This window comes from Mariniluteicoccus endophyticus, from assembly GCF_054780035.1.
The window spans coordinates 1-18974 of sequence record NZ_BAAGXC010000009.1 but is presented as its reverse complement, the minus strand read 5'-3'; the positions used below and the strand labels follow the sequence as shown (position 1 = coordinate 18974).

Here is an 18974-nt window from a genome sequence, read left to right as displayed (position 1 = left end):
ACCGTAGGTTGGACCCATGTCCGACCTCCAGTGCCCCGCCCGGCTCGTCTTCGTCCGCCACGGCGAGGCGGGGGACGACCTCCCCCGCACCCTGACGCTGGCCGGCCGCGGTCAGTCCGGGGCCATCGCCGACGGGCTGCGTGGCGACCGCGTGGCCGGTCTGTGGTCGTCGACGATGCCTCGAGCCACCCAGACCGCGGCGATCATCGGTCACGAGCTGAAGCTCGAGGTGCGTGACGACGACCGTCTGCGTGAGTTCCTCATACCGGAGGAGGAGATGCTGACCTGTCCGGTGCCGCCGACCGAGCTCGACGAGACGTTCCAGTGGTGGCTGGACGGGCGGCTCGACCTCCAGCTCTACCGTGAGACCGGCCGTCAGGTCGTGGAGCGGCTGCGCACGGTCGGCGAGGACGCCGCCGACCTGCACCGTGGTGAGGTGGTCGTGCTCGTCAGCCACGGCGGCATCATCCAGACCGGGCTGCGCCACCTGTGCAGCAACGTCACCACCGACCTCGTCCGCGAGAACCCCCTGCCGGTGGCCGGCGGCGTGGTGGTCGACGTCGATGGGGACGGGTGGGTGTGCCGGCGCTGGAACGACGTGGAGTTGTGATCCTCACCCGTCGGCGGTGAACCGCTTCACCGGCGCCCGGACCACCTGCTGGGTGCCGTCGGAGAAGCGGACGGTGAACGTGACCTCGTCTCCCACGGGCAGCGGTCGCGTGAGCCCGATCAGCATGATGTGGGGTCCGCCGGGCGCGAGGTGCACGTCGTCGCGGGCCCTGACGCGTACGCCGTCCGGTGCGACATACATGCTCTTGTCGGGCCACATCAGGTGGATCTCGGAGCACTGGGCCACGTCGGCGTCCGCGGCGACCACCGCGACCTCGACGTCACCGCGGTTGGCGAGGTTCATGTATGCCGCTGTGCGTGCCGGGTCGGCCGAGCCCTCGGTCGAGCGCACCCACGGCTTCTCGACGACCATCGTCGCGGGCGTCGCGATCGCCGCGGGGGCCGCCGCTGAGCTGTCGCTGCGCGGTGCCGCACCGCACGCGCTCAGCCCACAGACCGCGAGGGTCAGGGCGAGCGGCGGGGAGACGTGGCGGGTGATCACGATCGGTGAACGCGGCGGGGGCGGGACGAGTTCCCGGTCACGGGCATGAAGAGAGCCGCCTAGCGGATTCGAACCGCTGACCTACGCATTACGAGTGCGTTGCTCTACCAACTGAGCTAAGGCGGCGTGGCCGCGGTACGGCCGAGGACAGACTATAGCCGCCCGCAGCGCGCACGACCAACTCGTCAGCCGCAGCGCAGCCCGTTGGCGGGGACCCTGTCGTGGAAGTAGTCGACGACGGCCCCGTCGATGCACGAGTTGCCGTGGCCGTAGGCGGCGTGTCCCTCCCCGACGCGGGTCACGAGCACGCCCGACGCGAGCTGGCGGGCCATGCGTTCGGCGTACTCGTACGGCGTCGCCGAGTCGCCGGTCGTGCCGATCACCAGGATCTGTGCGGCCCCCTCGGCGCGCACCATCGGCTCCGGCGGGCGCGGCGCGACGGGCCACAACGGGCACACGAGGTCGGCGCCGAAGCGTGGGCCCATCAGCGGGGCGGCGGCGGCCTCCTGCTGGGTCTCCCGCTCCTCGGCGGCCACGCCGCCGTCACCGCGGTCGAGGCACCGGATGGCGTAGAACGCGCCGGTCATCGGGTCGTAGGACCCGTCGCGGTTGCGGTTGTTGTAGGAGTCGGCCAGCGACAGGAGGTACTCCCCCTTCCCCTCGCGTGCGGCGGTCACCGCGCGGGTCAGCATGGGGAACGACTCGGCCGTGCCGTATAGCGGCAGGATCACCCCGGTCACGCCGAGGGACTGGGTCAGCAGGCGCTTCCCGACCGGGATCGGGAAGCGGTCGAGCCCGTCGATGAGCCCCAGCACGGCGCCGACGACGGCGTTCCGGTCGGAGCCCAGCCCGCACGACTCCTTGACGCACCAGTCGGCGTACGCCTCCAGCGCCCGGTCGAAGCCCTGCGCCTGGATGATCGAGCGGTCGTCGGGATCGGGGTTGATGTTGGAGTCGAGGACGACGTGGCCGACCCGGCCGGGGAACATGTGCGCGTACCGGGAGCCGACGTCGGTGCCGTAGGAGTAGCCGAGGTAGTTCAGCTTCTCGTCGCCCACGAGCTGGCGCATCAGGTCGAGGTCGCGGACGGTGTCGACGGTGGAGACATGCTCGAGGAGACGCCCGCTGCGGGCCTGGCACGATGCGCCGAACGCGCGGCTCACCTCCAGGTAGGTGGTGCGCTCCGCCTCGTCGTCAGGGGTCTGGTCGGTCGCGAGGAAGGCGTCCAGGCCGGGGCCGTCGTCACAGCGCACGGGGGTCGAACCGGCGGTGCCGCGCGGGTCCCAGCCGACGATGTCGTAGTCCTCGAGACCCCCGTGGGCGAACCGCCACGCGAGCTCTCGGCCACCGGCGCCGGGGCCGCCGGGGTTGACGAAGATCGAGCCGCGGCTCGGCTGCCGGGTAGCGGGGACGCGCGTCAGGGCGAGCGTGATCGCCTGGCCGTCCGGGTCGCCGTGGTCTAGCGGTGCGGCGATCGTGGCGCAGCGCGTCCCCTCGGGGCGGTCCTGCCCCGGTTCGCAGTCGCCCCAGTCGATGGTCTGCCCCAGATAGCGCTGCAGGCCCATTCCCGCGGGCGGGTCGACGAAGCCAGGGGGCTTCACGTCGGGTGCCCGCGTGCGAGGACGGTCGGGGCTGGATCGGTCCACCGGCGTACGCGAGGGGCTCGGCGCCGCCGTCGGCTCGCTGGTAGTGGCGGTCGACGTGGTCGCGGGCGGGCTGGGGGCCTGGGAGACCACGGGACCGCGCGTACCCAGGTCGCACGCGCTCAGAGCCAGGACTCCCGCCAGGGCGACCAGCCGTCTCACGCCTGGCCCCTCTTGTGGCGCGGCTTGCGGCGCTCCCCGCGGGTCTCGTACGCGCGTCGCGCCGAGCAGGCGTCGGCGTGGCTGCACGGGGCGACCTCACCGGTGGCCGACATCCGCAGCACGACCTCGTCGGCGGGGACGACGTGACCGACGACGGTGGCCTCCTCGCCGTCGACGACGACTCTCTCCCCCACGGCCGGCGCGGTCTTCGCGAACTCCTGGTAGAGGGGGTGCTCATACTTCAGGCAGCACATGAGCTTGCCGCACGCGCCGGCGATGCGCAGCGGGTTGGTCGGCAGCCCCTGATCCTTGGCCATGCGGGCCGAGATCGGCTCGAACTCCCGCAGGAACGTCGAGCAGCACAGGTCACGCCCGCACGAGCCGATGCCGCCGCTGATGCGTGTCTCGTCGCGGGCACCCACGTGGCGCAGGTCGATGCGGGCCCGCAGCCCGCGCGCGAGCTCGCCGACGAGCGCCCGGAAGTCTACGCGTCCGGGCGCGGTGAAGTAGATGACGGCCATCTGGTCATAGTCGTCGCTGCGGTCGAGCCAGTCGACACCGACGACCTTCATGGGCAGCCTGTGCAGCCGGATCAGCCGGTTCGCCAGCACCCGCGCCTCGGCCCGGCGACGCCTGTTGTGCTCATCTCGGTCGAGGTCGGCCCGGGTGGCAAGGCCCACGCAGCGCGGGATCTCGCCCGGGTCCTCGTACGCCTCCTCCGGCGCCCACATGACTGTCGCGACCTCGGGGCCACCGTCGGTCTCGACGAGCACGGCATCCCCAACTGCGTACGCGCCGTCGTCGGCCGTGACGTGGTGCAGCCGCCCGTGCTTGGTGAAGGTGACTGCCATGACGCGCATGTCGCCAACCCTAACCGGCGGGACAACCACCTCGCCGCGGACCGCAGATGTCGCACGGATCGCAGATGTCGTGAGGGGCGCAGGGGCGGGAACGACGAAGCCCGCCGGCGGACCGGCGGGCTTCGAGGGGATCAGCTCACTTCTTGCTGGCGGCGCGACCGCGGCGGAAGGCCGCGTCGACGGACCAGCCGCCCCCACCCAGCAGCAGGAACAACAGGCCGACGGCGCCGAGCAGCAGCTCGAGCTCGCCCGACAGCGAGTAGCCCTTGAACGGGTTCTGGACCCACTTGACGAACACCAGCGCGCCGATGCCGATGAGGGCAACGCCGAGACCGGCGAAGCGGGTCAGCATGCCGAACAGCAGCGCGACGGCGATGGCGATCTCGGAGCCGGCGAGGACCATCGCCATGATCTTGGGCTCGGGGATGACGGTCTGGTTGAGCATGGTCTCGACGTCGCCGAGGTTCATGACCTTCCACAGGCCGTGGAGGCCCATGATCGCGGCCGTCACGAGGCGCAGCAGGAACAGGCCGAGCGAGCCGAAGAACTTGTCGGTGGTGCGCTTGGGCTTGACGACCGCTGCGGCCTCCGGCTCCTCGACGGCCTTGCGGCGCGTGCCGAGAGCCTGGTCGCGTTCGGCACGGCGGCGCTCACGCTCTGCGGCGCGCTCGGCCTCGGGGTCGACCCTCGCCCCGTCACGCTCGTCGTCCCGCCGGGTCGTCGTCGCGGCCGCGGCGGTGCCGGCACCAGTCGCGGCAGCTGTCTTAGCGCCCGTGCCACCGGCGAGCGGGTTGGCCGGGATCGGCTCGACGCGCGTCGGCTCGGCGTCGTCGTCCTCACCGTGGGAGCTGCGGGTCTTCGACGCGGGGACCTTCTTCGCGGTCGCGGTGCGGTCTGGGTCCTCCAGCACGGACGCGGCCGAGGACGATCCGCCGCCGGTGGTCGCTGCGGACGGCTTCGAGACGGGGTTGGTACGCGTGCGGTCGGCGTCGCCGGAGTTGCCGGCGGCGACCGTGTCCATGGGCTGGGTCTTGTCGGCATCGACCACGTCGCGGTCGCGCGGGGCGTCGATCTGCTGCGTGGGTTCGGCGTCGCCGAGTTCCTCGGCGCGGGCGTCCCCGGCGTCGGACTTCTTCTTTCCGAACATGCTCATTGGGCGGGACCCCTCTTTTGTCGACATCGGTACGCCTGTCATCCTCCACCTGATCGGCGTTCGAACGTGTGACCGACACTCGACGGGCCGCGGATCAGCCCCTTCCGGCCTGGACGAGGCCGATCATCATGGCCTCCATCGCCAGTAGCGGCGCGACGTTGGTCTCCAAGGCGGTGCGGCAGGCGAGGATCGCGTCGATGCGCCGCAGCGTCATCTCGGGCGTCGACGAGCGAGCCGCGCGCTCGATCTCGGCGGCGATCTCGGCGTTGACGAGCTCGGCCCCCGCACCCGTCTGGACCGTCAGCACGTCGCGGTAGTAGGTCGTCAGCTCGGTGAGCGCCCGGTCGAGCCCGTCGCGCTCGCGCCGCTTGGCGCGCGCCTTCTGCTGGTCCTCAAGGTCTTTCAGCGCACCCGCGGCGTTCTTGGGTCGCGTGCCCTTCGTGCCGAACCCGAGCGCCTCCTCGAGCGCCGCCCGCTCCTTGGCGTCGATCTCGGCCATCGCCGCCTTCGCCTCCTCGCGGCTGGTATCGACGAGGTTGGCCGCCGCGGTCAGGCAGGCGCCTAGATCGGTGAGCCGGCCGGGGATCTTCAACACGTCGCGCCGGAGGTTGCGGGCCTCGTCGCTGCGGGCCAGCGCACGGGCGCGACCCACGTGGCCCTGGGCCGCACGCGCGGCGAACGCGGCCATCGACGGGTCGACGCCGTCGCGGACCTCGAGCAGCTCGGTGACCGCCGCCGTCGTCGGCGTCGCCAGGCGCAGCAGGCGGCAACGAGAGCGGATCGTCGCCACGACGTCGTCGGGGGTGGGCGCACACAGGATCCACACCGTCTTGGGCGCGGGCTCCTCGATCGACTTCAGCAGCGCGTCGGCACCGCGCTCGGTGACGCGGTCGGCGTCCTCGACGACGAGCACCTGGTGACGGCCCAAGGTCGGGCTCATCGCGGCACGGCGGACGAGGTCGCGGACCTCGTCGACGCCGATCGACAGCATCTCGGTGCGCACCAGCGTCACGTCGGGATGGGCGCCCGAAAGTGACGTGCGGCACTCGTTGCACTCGCCGCACCCCCCGCGCGGGCATTGGAGGGCGGCGGCGAAGGCGCGCGCGGCGTTGGAGCGTCCCGACCCCGGCGGCCCCGTGACGAGCCATGCGTGGGACATGGCATGGGCCTCGGCGTCGACGGCACGACGCAGGGTCTCGATCGCCCTGTCCTGGCCGATGAGGTCGGCCCACACCCCGGCACGTGTCTCGCTCACGAGGACATCCTGCCGTCCGCGTCCGACATCTTCCGATCGGCCAGGAGCGCGCCCACGCGCTCGCGGATGCGCTCGGCCAGCGACTCGCGCGCGTCCCTGCCCGGGAGCACGAGATAGCGGTCGGGGTCGCGCCCGGCGAGCCGGAGAAAGCCCCGGCGCACACGCTCGTGGAACTCGGCACCGGCGCCCTCGAGCCGGTCCTTCTCGTGCTTGCGGTGGACGGCCTCGGCGGGATCGACGTCGAGGACGACCGTCACGTCTGGCAGCAGGTGGCCCGTCGCCCACCCGGCGATGGCATCCACGTCCTCCTCCGCCAGGACGCGACCCGCACCCTGGTAGGCGACCATCGAGTCGACGTAGCGGTCGCACACCACGACGGCACCGCGCTCCAGCGCAGGGAGCACCACCTCATGGACGTGCTGGGCCTTGTCGGCCGCATACAGCAGCGCCTCGGCGTGGGGGTCGACGTCACCGGTGGCAGGATCGAGCACGAGCGTGCGGATGCGGTCACCCAGCGGTGACCCGCCCGGCTGCCGCGTGACGACGACCTCGTGCCCCTGCTCCTCGAGCCAGGCAGCGAGCCGACCCACCTGTGTCGACTTGCCGGCACCGTCGCCGCCCTCGAAGACGACGAACACGCCCCTCATCGGGCCTCCCGGCGGGGTCCGCGTAGCCGGTCGCCCCGGCGCTCCCAGTGGTCGACCGCGTCCAGACGGGCGATGTGCTGCTCCGACCAGGCCCGCTCGAACGACCGGCCGAGCTCGAAGGCCTCCTGCGGCCCCATGCACTCGAGGTCGCGCACGTGCTCGTCCTCGTTGACCTGGACGCACGCGGTCAGCATGGCCGTCAGCGTGTCGGCGCGGCGCGCCAGCCGGCGTACGGCCTTGGTGCGGTCGGGCTGGACGCCGCAGGTCGCGACCACGCGCGCGGCCGCGTCGTGGGCGAGCTTCCACACCTCGTCGCGGCTGTCGGCGGAGATGTGGTCCATCACGGCGCACAGGTCGGCGACGCCCTCGGCGAGTATCTCACCCAGCGCCTCGGCCGCCGGGCGCGCCGCGTGGTCGCCCAGGCGCGGGGCGCGTGAGGCGGTGACGAGGTGGTCGAGCAGGAACAGGTAGCGCTGGGAGTTCAGCGCGGGCGGTACGCCCGGCCCGGGGTGGTCGTCGAGGCCGGAGATGGCGGCGTCGAGGTCGGCCTCGGTCTCGGTCGCCCAGGTGCGGTCCAGCAGCGGGACGAGCCCGTGCAGGTCGGAGCGCAGGCGGACCAGGTGGCCGCGCAACTGGCCCGCTGCCCCCTCGAGGCCGCCGCGCAGCGCGAGGTCGGCGTGGGTGATGCGGCGCAGCCGGCGGGCCACAAGGTCCTGGACATACTCTTCGAGGACGTCGGGCCGCTCCCCGCCCGGGCGACGACGGATGTCGGCGAGCCCCGTGGCGGGGGCGCCAAGACGCTGGGCGAGGTCGGGGAACTCGGTCACCCGCGTGGCACCCGCTGCGGCGAGCACCTCGCCGAGGAAGGCCCACTGGGCGGGCGTGAGCGCGTCGTCGACCGACGTGATCGTCACCTCTCGGTAGCGGGCGGTGACAATGCCGCCGCTGCGAACGGTGACCTGCTCGTTGCGGATGGCCGCGAGCACCGCCCCTGCCTCACCACGCAGCAGGTATTCGGAGCGGCGGCACCGCAGGGCCGCCACCGGACCGAGCGCCGCACCACGTCGGAAGGGACGCAAGAGGTCGGCGAACGTGTCGGGCACGTCGGCGTGGCCCATGAGCTCGACCTGCTCCTGGGGCAGCCACGGCGACCACTGGGGCGCGGCCAGATACCACTCGCCGCGACCGTCGAGAACGCGGTGGGCCAGCCAGATCCCGGCGCGGATGAGCCGGTGGTCGGGCGCGTCGAGGACGGTCACGTCCATGCGGTACGGCGCGTACGCCCCCGCACGCTGGACCACGGAGCGGATGCCGATGGCACCGTTGACGAGCCGGCCGACCTCGGCGGTGAAGGGGACCTCGAAACGCCGAACCTTGGGTTGGGGAGCCTTCCGCCTGGCCATCGCCGATCAGCCCTCTGTCTTGTTCGCCGCCTTCTTGGCGGTCGCCTTCTTCGCCGTGGTCGTCTTCTTCGCCGCGGCCTTCTTGGTAGTCGTCTTCTTGGCGGTGGACTTCTTCGCCGTCGTCTTCTTGGCCGTCGTCTTCGTGGTCTTCTTGGCGGCCTTCTTCGCCGGGCCCTTCGCCCGCTTCTCGGCGATGAGCTCGACACCGCGCTCGAGGGTCATCGTGGCGGGCTCGTCACCGCGGCGCAGCGTCGCATTGTATTCGCCATCGGTCACATAGGGGCCGAACCGGCCGTCCTTGATGACCAGCTTCTTGCCGCTGTTCGGGTCTTCGCCGAGCTCGGCCAGCGGCGGCTTGGCCGCAGCCCGGCCACGCTGCTTGGGCTGGGCGTACAGCGCCAACGCTTCGTCGAGCGTGACCGTGAAGATCTGGTCCTGGCTGGCCAGCGAGCGTGAGTCGGTCCCCTTCTTCAGGTAGGGCCCGTAGCGCCCGTTCTGGGCGGTGATCTCGTTGCCGTCGGCATCGGTGCCGATCACGCGCGGCAGGCTGAGCAGCTTCAGCGCGTCGTCGATCGTGAGCGTGTCGAGGTCCATGGACGCGAACAGCGATCCCGTACGCGGCTTCTGGGACTTCGGAGCGTCCTCGGGTAGGACCTCGGTGACGTAGGGGCCGTAGCGGCCGGTCTTGCCAACGACCCGGTGACCGGTCTCGGGATCGACGCCGATCTCGAGCTCCTTGCCGATCGGGTTCTCCAGCAGCTCGCGGGCCTTCTCGACGGTGAGCTCGTCGGGCGGCAGGTCGTCGTCGACGGCGGCGTACGCCTCCTCGTCGCCCTTCATGACGCGGGTGCCGAAGCGGCCGACGCGGACGCTCAGGCCCGAGTCGAGGTCGCCGATCGGGAACGTGGACACGCCACGGGCATCGATCTCGCCCAAGTTGTTGACCAGGTGTTCCAGACCCTGCAGCCCCTTCTCCTCGTTGCCGTACCAGAACTGCTTGAGCACCTCGAGCCGCTCGAGGTCCCCCTTGGCGACCTCGTCGAGGTCTTCCTCCATGGAGGCGGTGAACTTGTAGTCGACGAGCTTCGGGAAGTGCTCCTCGAGCAGGCGGGTGACGGCGAACGCCAGCCACGTCGGCACGAGCGCCGAGCCCTTCTTGAACACGTAGTCGCGCGAGGTGATGGTGCGGATGATCGACGCGTACGTCGACGGGCGACCGATCTCGAGCTCCTCGAGCTTCGCCACGAGCGACGGCTCGGTGTAGCGGGCCGGGGGCTTGGTCGTGTGGCCGGAGGCGGTGACCTCGTCGGCGCTCAGCGTCTGGCCGACCGTCAGCTGGGGCAGGCGGGCCTGCTGGTCGTCGGTCGTCGCACCCGAGGACTCGTCGACGGCCTCGACATAGGCCTTGAGGAAGCCGTGGAAGGTGATGGTGCGGCCCGACGCGACGAACGTGCACGGGTCGCCCTGTTTCGGCTGGGCGTCGATGCGCACCGAGATCGACTCGCCAACGGCGTCCTTCATCTGCGAGGCCAGCGTACGCATCCAGATGAGTTCATAGAGGCGGAAGTGGTCGCCGCGCAGGCCCGTCTGGGCGGGCGTCGCGAACGTCTCACCCGCGGGACGGATCGCCTCGTGGGCCTCCTGGGCGTTCTTGACCTTCGAGGTGTAGACGCGCGGCTGGGGCGGCAGGAACTGGGCGCCGAACAGCTGTGTCACCTGGTCGCGGGCGGCCTTGATGGCCGACGTCGACAGCGTCACCGAGTCGGTACGCATGTAGGTGATGTGGCCCTGCTCGTAGAGGTCCTGGGCGACCGACATCGCGCGCTGGGCCGAGAAGCCGAGCTTGCGGCCGGCCTCCTGCTGCATCGTCGTGGTGCGGAACGGCGCGTACGGCTTGCGGGTGTAGGGCTTCGATTCGACGTTGCCGACGGTGAACGTGGCCTCGCGCAGCTCGACGGCGAGCTTCTGGGCCGTCGTCTCGTCGAGGTGGACGAGGTTCTTCTTCGTCGGGTTGCCGCGGGAGTCGAAGTCGCGGCCTTGCGCGATGGCGGTGCCGTTGACCTGCGTCAGGCGCGCCGGGAACTTCGGCGGCTCGGCCTTCGAGCCGGCATCGAGGACCGCGTCAAGGTCCCAGTAGGAGGCGGTGCGGAAAGCGATGCGCTCCTTCTCGCGGTCGACGACCAGACGCGTGGCGACCGACTGGACACGACCCGCGGACAGGCCCTGCATGATCTTGCGCCACAGGACCGGAGAGACCTCGAAGCCGAACAGGCGGTCGAGGATGCGGCGGGTTTCCTGGGCGTCGACGAGGTCGGTGTCGAGCTCGCGGGTGTTCTTGACCGCCTCCTGGATCGCCGACTCGGTGATCTCGTGGAACACCATGCGCTTCGCCGGCACCTTCGGCTTGAGCTCCTCGAGCAGGTGCCACGCGATGGCCTCGCCCTCGCGGTCACCGTCGGTGGCCAGCAGCAGCTCGTCGGCGTCGGACAGCAGGGCCTTCAGCTCGCGGATCGTGGCGCGCTTGTCGGCTGAAACGACGTAGACCGGCTCGAAGTCATTGGCGATGTTCACACCCGTGCGCGCCCACTTCTCACCCTTGTATTTCGCCGGCACGTCGCTGCCGCGTTCCGGCAGGTCGCGGACGTGCCCGCGGCTGGAGCGGACGACATATCCGTCACCGAGATAGCCCGCGATCTTGGTCGCCTTGGTCGGCGACTCGACGATCACGAGCGTGCGGGTGGCGGTCTTGGTGGCCAACGTGGGTCCTTCGAACGAGCTTGCAGGGGGCGTACGCCGGGAGCGTACATCCCCCGATCCTAGCCAGCGCAGTCCGACAGAATGGCCCCCATGGCTGATCTCGACCTCGCCCACCGCATCCGTGACGCGTTCCACGACGCCGACTACACCGTCGACGCCGTCCTCGAGCGCATCGGCGAGGAGGGGCAGCGTGCCCTCGGGCGCAACTCGACCGTCGCCGCCGAACGCCACCTCGCCGTCGCGTCCGACCCGTTGGCCACGCTCGTCCGCCTGTTCGTCCTGCAGCAGGAGGTCCCGCGTACGCAGGTCGAGGCCGCCCTCCCGGGACTCGTCGGGCCCATGGTGGCGGCGGGGCTGCTGGTCGGCGACACGCGTGCCGCGGTCGACGTGCGCCCGTACGCCAGCGACGACGGGGCGTCGGGCTGGATCGTCTCCGACCTGACCAACGGGCTCGACGGACCGCAGCAGCCGCCGCGCGAGGACTACGTGCTGGGAGTCTCGCCGGCGTCCACGTCGTTGGCGCAGATGACCATCCGCCGACCGTTCGGAAGCGCCCTGGACCTCGGCTCCGGCTGCGGCGTGCAGAGCCTCCACCTGGCCCGTCACTGCGGGCGGGTCGTCGCGAGCGACCTCAACCCGCGCGCCAACCGGTTGGCGTCGTGGACCTTCGCGCTGAACGGTCTCGACGTCGACCAGCGCCTGGGGTCCCTCTACGAGCCCGTCGACGACGAGCGGTTCGACCTGGTCGTGACCAACCCGCCGTACGTCATGTCGCCGCCCGACGAGCACCGCCTGACCTACCGCGAGGGCTCGTTCACCGCCGACGGGCTCATGGAGGCGGTCGTCCGCGGCATCGACGGGCGTCTGAACCCCGGCGGGACGCTGCAGGTGCTCGGCAACTGGGCGATCCTGCGCGACGGCGGCTGGGAGGAGCGGCTACGGTCGTGGATCCCGGCCGGGCACGACGCGCTGGTGATGGAGCGTGAGCGGCTCGATCCGTACGAGTACATCGAGATCTGGCTGGCCGATGCCGGTCTGGTCGGGACGGACGCGTACGCCGCGCGATATCGCGAGTGGCTCGACTACTTCGACCAGCTCGGGATCGTCGGCGTCGGCATGGGCTGGCTGTCGGTGCACCGCACCGACTCGTCCCACCCCGACCTGCGCGTCGAGTCGTGGCCGCATGCGGTGGAGCAGCCCGTCGGTGACGCGTTCCGCGAGCAGCAGGAGGGCGTGGCCGCGGCGCGGTGCAGCGACGACGTGCTGTGGGCGACACCCTGGGCACTGGCCGACGACATCGTGCAGGAGACGATCGGGGCGCCCGGCGCGGAGGACCCCTCGCACATCGTGCTGCGCTCCCAGCGCGGGTTCCGGCGCGCGGTCGAGGTCGACACCGGCCTGGGCGGCGTGCTCGGCGCGTGCGACGGTGACCTGCCGCTGGGCGTGATCGTCGACGTCGTCGCCGGCCTGCTGGAGGTCGACGCCGCTTCCCTGCGCACCGAGGTTCTGCCGCGCGTCCGCGAGCTCGTCGCCGACGGGATGTTGCGTACGCGCTGACTCAGCGGCGACCCATGAACGCCCGGCGCTCGTCGGGCGTGTGCTTCTCGAGCGCGTACCGCAGGGCCGTGCGCGGCATGGTGTCGGCGTACCGCTCGAGGAAGTCGTCGAGCGCTGCCCGGTCGCGCAGGCCGATCTCGCGCAGCATCCAGCCCGTGGCCCTGTGGATGAGGTCGTGCTCGTCGCCGAGCAGGCGGTGGGCAGTGTCGAGCGGCAGCTCGCTCTCCCCCGCGCGGATCGGGCCGAGCATCGCCACCATCGCCAGGCGACGGCGCCACAGGTTCTCCGAGGAGATGAGCGGGTCGAGCGTCGCGCGTCGCGTGGCGTCGTCCTGGACCACCAGCCAGGGCCCGAGCGTGTGCGGCGCGACGGTGTCGACGAGGTCCCAGTTGTCGAGGTCGTCGGCGCGCCGGATCACCAGGGCGACGATGGCGTCCTTCGTGTGCTGCGGGGTACGCCGGGGCTTGCTGAGGTCTGCCAGCAGGATGGCCGCGAGGAGGCGTACCTCGTGGACGGGGTGGTCGAGGAGGTCCTCGATGTCGTCGAGCGTGACGTCGTCGCGCACCTGCTTGGCCAGCGCGCGCGTCTTCGGGACGCTGACACCGGCGAACTGGTCGCCGTCGGCGTAGCCGCCGGGACCGGCCTTGAAGAAGCGGGTCTTGGCAATGGCGTCGTCGGGGTTGCCGAGCGCGATGAGGCGTGCAGCGATGGCGTCCGCGGTCATGGCGTCAGCCTAGGGACCGCTGGATGAGGGTGGTACGAGCCGCCAGGCCCATGCCGATCGACGACACGCTTGTCACCGCATGGACTGCCCGCCCCTCCCCTCCGCTCGCGCGCCTCATATCCACGTTCACCTGATGTTCACCGCCAAACCTTCCATCTATTCGTATACCTGTTCTATAGTTGAGGTGAAGGAGGAGGTCGTCATGAGAGCACCCAGCGAGATCACCCCGACCCGCACCGAGGTCGTCGCCGCGCTCGTCGAGCTGCGTGAGGACGAGCGGCGGCTGGGTGCGGCCCGGCTGGCGACGATCGCGCTGGCGTGCGAGGCGTGGTCGATGGTCGACGACTCCCCTTTCGACTCCCAGACCCGCACCGAACCCGCGGTCCTCTTCGGCGAACGCATGGTCGCCATGGGCGGCGCGGGCACCCCCGAGGTCGCCGAGTTCGCCACGCTCGAGATCGGGCCGGCCCTCGGCATCTCCCCCGACTCGGCCTACGGGCTGGTGAGCGACGTCCTCAACCTCAAGCACCGGCTGCCGATCCTGTGGGAGAAGGCGCTGTCGGGAGCCGTGCGCGAGTGGGTCGCCCGCCGCGTGGCGCGCAACACCGCGGCGCTCCCCCTCGACGTCGCCCGAACGATCGACACGCACCTCTCCCCGCTGGTCGACGGCATGACCGACGCGAAAGCCCTTGCGGAGTTCGACCGGATGGCGATCCTGTTCGACACCGATCGCGAGAGGCGGCGCGAAGAAGCACTCTCACACCGGTACGCCCACGTGTTCACCGGCAGCGACGGCACCGCCCAGGTCGATGCCCGGCTCGACGTGGCTGCCGCCGTCGTCCTCGACCAGACCCTCGACCACGGTGCGCGGACGCTCGCCGTGGGAGGCGTCGAAGGCACGCGGAACAGCCTGCGCGCCCAGGCGCTGGAGCTGCTCGCCCATCCCACGCGCGCCCACCTCATCCTCGACCAGGGGCTCCCCTTCGACACCACACCATCCGGGCAGCACATCCCCGTCACCATCGACCCCGACACCGGAGAGATCACCACCACCCCAGGCAGCGGCACATCCTGCACGCACGGGGTCGAGCTCGTCGTACGCGTCTCCGACCACGACCTCCGACACGACGGCGGAGGCACCCTCAACCACCTCGCCCCACTCACCCGCCAAGCCCTCCACGAGCTCCTGGCCTCCGCGCCACAGGTCACCGTTCGGCCCGTCATCGACCTCACCCAGCCCGTGACCATCAGCCAGTACAAACCCAGCCCCGAGCTCCGCTGGATCATCACCGAACGCGACCAACGAGAGCTCTACCCCTACTCCAACCGCACCGCACGATCCCGACACATCGACCTCGACCACACCATCCCCTGGCACCGAGGCGGCCAGACCACCACCGACAACCTCGCCGCGCTGTCCCGCAAGGCCCACCGCGCCATCACCCACGCCGGTTTCCAGGTCGAACAGACCACCCCCGGCACCCTCAAGCTCACCACCCCCACCGGACAACAGCTGTGGACCAACGCCCACGGCACCCACACCCAACCCCCACCCGACCGCACCCGCACCAACGACCCCGACCAGACCACCACCGTCATGCTCACCACCGCACTGGCGATCATCGCCCGCCACCGCGACCGCATCACCACACAAGCCACCACCCGGGCCCGCGAGGCACAACGGCAGGAGCGGCTGGAAGCCGCACGCGACGAGGTCGGCCGGGCAACGTTGCAGGCCGATCCCGGCGCGGTGCTCACCGGCCGCCTCGACCCGAGACTCCCCGTCGTGGGGTCGGACACCCCACCACCCTTCTGACCGTTCACCACACCCGACCCAGCCGCGAGACCACAGGTCTCGCGGCCATTGGTCGTTGACCGGCGCACGTCTACAGTGGACCCATGACGCCCCCGCTGCCCATGCCGTCCCCCGCCGAGCTGCGCGCCACGGCGATCGCCCTGGCAACCCTGGAGGCGGCGCTCTCGCCCGACTGGGAGGACCGACGCTTCTCGTGGAACCCGGCCTGGGCCGACCAGGAGGAGCTGTTGCAGGGGCGCGACGGGTCGGGCGAGGAGATGCACGTGCTCGTGCGGGCCGGCGACGCGGCGATCAACATCGCGTCCCCCGACCACGGAATGCTCGAGGGCGGCTTCGGCTCGACCGACTGGGCCCGCGGGTTCTTCGAGGTCGAGCCCATCCCGACCGTCGGCTCGACCGTGCGGCTGCACACCGTCGACGGGCAGTGGACCGCATGGGAGGTCACGCCCGACGGCGCCCCTGCGGCCGAGGAGTGGCTGTCGTTCCTGACCGAGGGGACGCAGCGCTACCTGCACTTCGCCGCCGACTACCACGAGATCGACGTGACGCCGGACGTGGAGGAGGCGGTCGCCGCGATCTTCGGCGGTGCGGCGCTGACCCCGGCGTACGCCGCCGTCCTCGCACCCGAGAACGACTGGGACGACATCGTGCCCGAGCTCGAGGAGATGGGGATCTCACCCGGCGCGTGAGCGAGAAGAATCCCTTGGGGGCCTCAGGACACCGACGAACCGTGGGCACTCAGCGTCGCCTCCAGTCGCTGCTGGGTGCACTTCTGGTTCGCTGATACGAGGATGGGCGCATGTCGATACTCGGGTTCCTGCACACGTCGCCCGTGCACGTCGCGCCGTTCGACGCGCTCGTCCACGAGCATTGGCCCCTCGTCGCCACCGTGCACCTGAGCGAGCCCGGGCTCCTCGAGCAGGCGCGGGTCGCAGGCGCCCACGCCGCGAGTGACGGAGTCGTCGCCGCGCTCGACCGGCTGCGCGAGGCCGGGGCTGACCTGGTCTGCTGCACGTGCTCGTCGATCGGCGCCGAGGCCGAGGCCGTCGGCGGGCCGGACGTGTTCCGCGTCGACCGTCCCATGGCGCGCCGCGCGGTGGAGACTGGCCGGGCCATCGCTGTGATCGCGGCGGTCACCTCCACGCTCACCCCGACCGAGGCGCTCCTCGGTGAGGAGGCACGGTCGGCCGGCCGGGACGCCCACATCGAGCTCGTCGAGGCCCCCGGCGCGTGGCAGCTGTTCGAGGAGGGGGACCAACCGGCGTACCACCGAGCCATCGCCGAGGCCGCCCGCGCCGCCGACGTCGTCGTCCTCGCCCAGACAAGCATGGCGGCCGCTCAGACCTGCTCGACGACGTGAGGGCGCCGGTGCTGTCGAGCCCGCGCCCGGCGATCGAGTATGCCGTCGAACGCCTCAGCCCTGACCGCTGAGGACCCCGCGCAGGTTTTCGATGACCTGCGGGTCCTCGATGGTGGACGGCACGGTGCCGGGCAGGCCGTCGGCGATCTCGCGCATGGTCTTGCGCAGGATCTTGCCCGAACGGGTCTTGGGCAGGGCGGCGACGACGTCGATCTGCCGCAGGGCGGCGACGGCACCGATGTCGTCACGGACGGCCTGGACGAGCTCGGCGACGACCTGCTCGGGGTTGTCGGTCTTGCCCTCCTTGAGGACGACGAAACCGCGCGGCAGCTGTCCCTTGAGCGGATCGGCGACACCGATGACGGCGCACTCGGCGACGGCGGGATGGCCGGCGAGTACGGCCTCCATGGCGCCGGTCGACAGTCGGTGGCCGGCGACGTTGATGACGTCGTCGGTGCGGCCCATGACATAGACGTAGCCGTCGCCGTCGAGGTAGCCGCCGTCACCGGTCAGGTAGTAGCCGGGGAACGCGTTGAGGTAGGACGACTCGAAACGCTGACGGTCACCCCAGATTCCGGCGAGCGTGCCTGGCGGCATGGGGAGCTTCATGACGATGGCACCCTCGGTCTCGGCGGGCAGCTGCTCGCCAGAGGGGTCGAGCACCTGGACGTCGTAGCCGGGCACGGGGACGCTGGGCGAGCCGGCCTTGATGAGCATGGGCTCCATGCCGCGCAGGTTGGCCGCGATCGGCCAGCCGGTCTCGGTCTGCCACCAGTTGTCGACGACGGGTACGCCGAGCTTCTCGCTCGCCCACCTGTAGGTGTCGGGGTCGAGCCGCTCGCCGGCCATGAACAGCGTTTTGAGGCTGGACAGGTCGGACGCCTTGACGAACTCCGCCTCGGGGTCGACCTTGCGGATGGCGCGGATGGCGGTGGGTGCGGTGAACAGTGCCTTGACCCCGTGCTCGGCGATGACGCGCCAGAACGTGCCGGCGTCGGGCGTGCCCACGGGCTTGCCCTCGAACAGCACGGTCGTGGCGCCGGCGAGCAGCGGGCCGTACACGATGAACGAGTGGCCGACGACCCAGCCGACGTCGGAGGCGGTGAACATGACCTCGCCCGGGCCGACGTCGTAGATCTCGTCCATCGCGAAGCACAGCGCGACCGCATGACCACCGTGGTCGCGGACGATGCCCTTCGGCTTACCCGTGGTGCCGGACGTGTAGAGGATGTACAGCGGGTCGGTGGCCTCGACCTCGACGGGCGTGGCGGGTTCGAACGCGCCGGGGCGCATGACCTGCTTGTAGTCGAGGTCGCGGCCCTCCTGGAGCTCGGCGGTGACCTGCTCGCGCTGGACGATCACGCAGTGCTCGGGCTGGTGCTCGGCACGCTCGATGGCGCGGTCGAGCAGCGGCTTGTACTCGATGACGCGCTGGCCTTCGAGGCCGCACGAGGCGGAGATGACGACCTTCGGCCGGGCGTCGTCGATGCGTACGGCCAGCTCGGCCGGCGCGAAGCCGCCGAAGACGACGGAGTGGACGGCGCCGATGCGGGCGCACGCGAGCATCGCGACGACGGCCTCGGGGATCATCGGCATGTAGATGACCACGCGGTCACCCTTCTCGACGCCGAGGCCCTGCAGCGCGCCACCGAGGCGGGCGACGTGGTCGAGCAGCTCGGCGTACGTGAACTGCTTGCGGGTCTCGGTGATCGCGGAGTGGAAGATCAGCGCGGGCTGCTCGCCGCGGCCATCGATGACGTGGCGGTCGAGCGCGTTGTATGAGGTGTTCATCACCCCGCCGGCGAACCAGCGGTACGCCGGGGCGTCGCCCCCGTCGAGGATCCGGTCGGGCTTGCGGAACCAGTGGATCCGCTCGGCCTGCTCACCCCAGTAACCCTCGGGATCGCTGATGCTGCGTGCGTGCTCCTTCGACCAGGTGCCCATCGTGCGCTCCTTCGCTGCGCGACCCTCGTTGGCCTCTTCCGCGGCCCAAGATACGGCGCAGACCGGCTTACGGGAACCGTCTGACCGCGGCCAACCCTAAACCACGGGTCAAGGATCACTCCCACAAGTGATCGGAAAGTGTTTGGATGTGCGAACGTAACTTTCCCCTGCTCAGGAGTTGACATGTCCATCCAACACCGGTCGGCCTCGTTGATGGCGCTCGTCCTGACCTTCGCGTGGCTGGTGTCGCCGATGTCGGCGTACGCTGCCCCCACCCCGGCACCGGAGCCCGTGCCCGCACCGCGCGCGGCCGCCGCCGGAGTCCTCGAGCCCACGTGGAACGACCTCGAGTCGTCCATCACGATCCCCGAGGTGCTGGGCGTGGAGTACGTCGTCGACGGCGTGGTCACCGCACCGGGGACCCACACCTACACGATCCCCTTCGGCGGCCAGAACAAGACCGTCGTCGCCCGCGGCACCAACGGCAACCCCGTCCCCGCCCCCCAGACCTGGAAGCACCGCTTCCCCGAGGTCGTCGAAATGCCCGCCCCCGTCTGGAACGACGAGAAGCTCTGGGTCCAG

Annotated in this window: 16 protein-coding genes and 1 tRNA gene; 6 read left to right on the top strand and 11 right to left on the bottom strand. The window is 70.9% G+C overall.

Annotated elements, in window-relative coordinates; translation table 11 throughout:
* Positions 1–16: 16 nt before the first annotated feature.
* Positions 17–610, top strand: a complete 594-nt coding sequence (locus tag ACYVGD_RS02580; protein ID WP_460741416.1) for a histidine phosphatase family protein — start codon at positions 17–19, stop codon at positions 608–610.
* 3 nt (positions 611–613) lie between these two features.
* On the opposite strand, the gene ACYVGD_RS02575 is transcribed toward ACYVGD_RS02580, so the two are convergent.
* The 9 genes from ACYVGD_RS02575 to topA all read right to left on the bottom strand — a co-directional run bounded on the left by ACYVGD_RS02575 (position 614) and on the right by topA (position 10991).
* Positions 614–1111, bottom strand: coding sequence for a copper chaperone PCu(A)C (locus tag ACYVGD_RS02575; RefSeq protein ID WP_460741415.1), 498 nt, complete (start codon positions 1109–1111; stop codon positions 614–616).
* A 53-nt stretch (positions 1112–1164) separates the two neighbouring features.
* Positions 1165–1237 (bottom strand) — tRNA-Thr (locus tag ACYVGD_RS02570).
* Positions 1238–1296: 59 nt separating this feature from the next.
* Positions 1297–2916, bottom strand: a complete 1620-nt coding sequence (locus ACYVGD_RS02565; protein WP_460741414.1) for an alpha/beta hydrolase — start codon at positions 2914–2916, stop codon at positions 1297–1299.
* Positions 2913–3776, bottom strand: a complete 864-nt coding sequence (locus ACYVGD_RS02560; RefSeq protein ID WP_460741413.1) for a PSP1 domain-containing protein — start codon at positions 3774–3776, stop codon at positions 2913–2915. The genes ACYVGD_RS02565 and ACYVGD_RS02560 overlap by 4 nt, the downstream gene beginning before the upstream one ends.
* A 136-nt stretch (positions 3777–3912) precedes the next feature.
* Positions 3913–4929: a DoxX family protein gene (locus ACYVGD_RS02555; RefSeq protein ID WP_460741412.1), complete on the bottom strand. Its 1017-nt coding sequence runs from the start codon at positions 4927–4929 to the stop codon at positions 3913–3915.
* Positions 4930–5023: 94 nt separating this feature from the next.
* The gene (locus ACYVGD_RS02550; protein ID WP_460741411.1) at positions 5024–6184 is read right to left on the bottom strand and encodes a DNA polymerase III subunit delta'; all 1161 of its coding nucleotides are present in this window, start codon (positions 6182–6184) and stop codon (positions 5024–5026) included.
* The gene (tmk, locus tag ACYVGD_RS02545) at positions 6181–6831 is read right to left on the bottom strand and encodes a dTMP kinase (protein WP_460741409.1); all 651 of its coding nucleotides are present in this window, start codon (positions 6829–6831) and stop codon (positions 6181–6183) included. Before tmk ends, ACYVGD_RS02550 begins: the two co-directional genes overlap by 4 nt.
* Positions 6828–8234, bottom strand: coding sequence for a CYTH domain-containing protein (locus ACYVGD_RS02540; RefSeq protein ID WP_460741408.1), 1407 nt, complete (start codon positions 8232–8234; stop codon positions 6828–6830). The genes tmk and ACYVGD_RS02540 overlap by 4 nt, the downstream gene beginning before the upstream one ends.
* Before the next feature lie 6 nt (positions 8235–8240).
* Positions 8241–10991, bottom strand: coding sequence for a type I DNA topoisomerase (gene topA, locus ACYVGD_RS02535; protein ID WP_460741407.1), 2751 nt, complete (start codon positions 10989–10991; stop codon positions 8241–8243).
* Between the two features lie 81 nt (positions 10992–11072).
* On the opposite strand from topA, the gene ACYVGD_RS02530 reads away from it, so the two are divergent.
* Complete coding sequence (locus tag ACYVGD_RS02530; RefSeq protein WP_460741406.1) at positions 11073–12548, top strand: DUF7059 domain-containing protein; 1476 nt, start codon at positions 11073–11075, stop codon at positions 12546–12548.
* Position 12549: 1 nt separating this feature from the next.
* Here the strand turns inward: ACYVGD_RS02530 and ACYVGD_RS02525 are convergent, their stop codons facing one another.
* Positions 12550–13272, bottom strand: a complete 723-nt coding sequence (locus ACYVGD_RS02525; protein WP_460741405.1) for a DNA alkylation repair protein — start codon at positions 13270–13272, stop codon at positions 12550–12552.
* 202 nt (positions 13273–13474) lie between these two features.
* On the opposite strand from ACYVGD_RS02525, the gene ACYVGD_RS02520 reads away from it, so the two are divergent.
* The 3 genes from ACYVGD_RS02520 to ACYVGD_RS02510 all read left to right on the top strand — a co-directional run bounded on the left by ACYVGD_RS02520 (position 13475) and on the right by ACYVGD_RS02510 (position 16448).
* Entirely contained in the window at positions 13475–15088 is a 1614-nt protein-coding gene (locus tag ACYVGD_RS02520; protein WP_460741404.1) for an HNH endonuclease signature motif containing protein, read from the top strand.
* 83 nt (positions 15089–15171) lie between these two features.
* Positions 15172–15777 (top strand): hypothetical protein, encoded by a 606-nt coding sequence (locus ACYVGD_RS02515; protein WP_460741403.1) that lies wholly within the window; start codon positions 15172–15174, stop codon positions 15775–15777.
* Between the two features lie 110 nt (positions 15778–15887).
* The gene (locus tag ACYVGD_RS02510; RefSeq protein ID WP_460741402.1) at positions 15888–16448 is read left to right on the top strand and encodes a hypothetical protein; all 561 of its coding nucleotides are present in this window, start codon (positions 15888–15890) and stop codon (positions 16446–16448) included.
* 54 nt (positions 16449–16502) lie between these two features.
* On the opposite strand, the gene ACYVGD_RS02505 is transcribed toward ACYVGD_RS02510, so the two are convergent.
* Positions 16503–18392 carry an acetate--CoA ligase gene (locus tag ACYVGD_RS02505; RefSeq protein WP_460741400.1) on the bottom strand — a complete coding sequence of 630 codons (1890 nt, stop codon included), beginning with the start codon at positions 18390–18392 and terminating at the stop codon, positions 16503–16505.
* Positions 18393–18575: 183 nt separating this feature from the next.
* Between ACYVGD_RS02505 and ACYVGD_RS02500 the strand changes: the two genes are divergently transcribed.
* A partial coding sequence (locus tag ACYVGD_RS02500; protein ID WP_460741399.1) for a hypothetical protein occupies positions 18576–18974 on the top strand: 399 nt, incomplete at its 3' end.

Bases quoted from the DNA above. Each gene is read 5' to 3' on its own strand.
- ACYVGD_RS02505 (WP_460741400.1), bottom strand. From the start codon at position 18,392: ATGGGCACCTGGTCGAAGGAGCACGCACGCAGCATCAGCGATCCCGAG.
- ACYVGD_RS02530 (WP_460741406.1), top strand. From the start codon at position 11,073: ATGGCCCCCATGGCTGATCTCGACCTCGCCCACCGCATCCGTGACGCG.
- ACYVGD_RS02525 (WP_460741405.1), bottom strand. From the start codon at position 13,272: ATGACCGCGGACGCCATCGCTGCACGCCTCATCGCGCTCGGCAACCCC.
- ACYVGD_RS02560 (WP_460741413.1), bottom strand. From the start codon at position 3,776: ATGCGCGTCATGGCAGTCACCTTCACCAAGCACGGGCGGCTGCACCAC.
- ACYVGD_RS02510 (WP_460741402.1), top strand. From the start codon at position 15,888: ATGTCGATACTCGGGTTCCTGCACACGTCGCCCGTGCACGTCGCGCCG.
- ACYVGD_RS02520 (WP_460741404.1), top strand. From the start codon at position 13,475: ATGAGAGCACCCAGCGAGATCACCCCGACCCGCACCGAGGTCGTCGCC.
- tmk (WP_460741409.1), bottom strand. From the start codon at position 6,831: ATGAGGGGCGTGTTCGTCGTCTTCGAGGGCGGCGACGGTGCCGGCAAG.
- ACYVGD_RS02515 (WP_460741403.1), top strand. From the start codon at position 15,172: ATGACGCCCCCGCTGCCCATGCCGTCCCCCGCCGAGCTGCGCGCCACG.
- ACYVGD_RS02580 (WP_460741416.1), top strand. From the start codon at position 17: ATGTCCGACCTCCAGTGCCCCGCCCGGCTCGTCTTCGTCCGCCACGGC.
- ACYVGD_RS02555 (WP_460741412.1), bottom strand. From the start codon at position 4,929: ATGAGCATGTTCGGAAAGAAGAAGTCCGACGCCGGGGACGCCCGCGCC.
- ACYVGD_RS02540 (WP_460741408.1), bottom strand. From the start codon at position 8,234: ATGGCCAGGCGGAAGGCTCCCCAACCCAAGGTTCGGCGTTTCGAGGTC.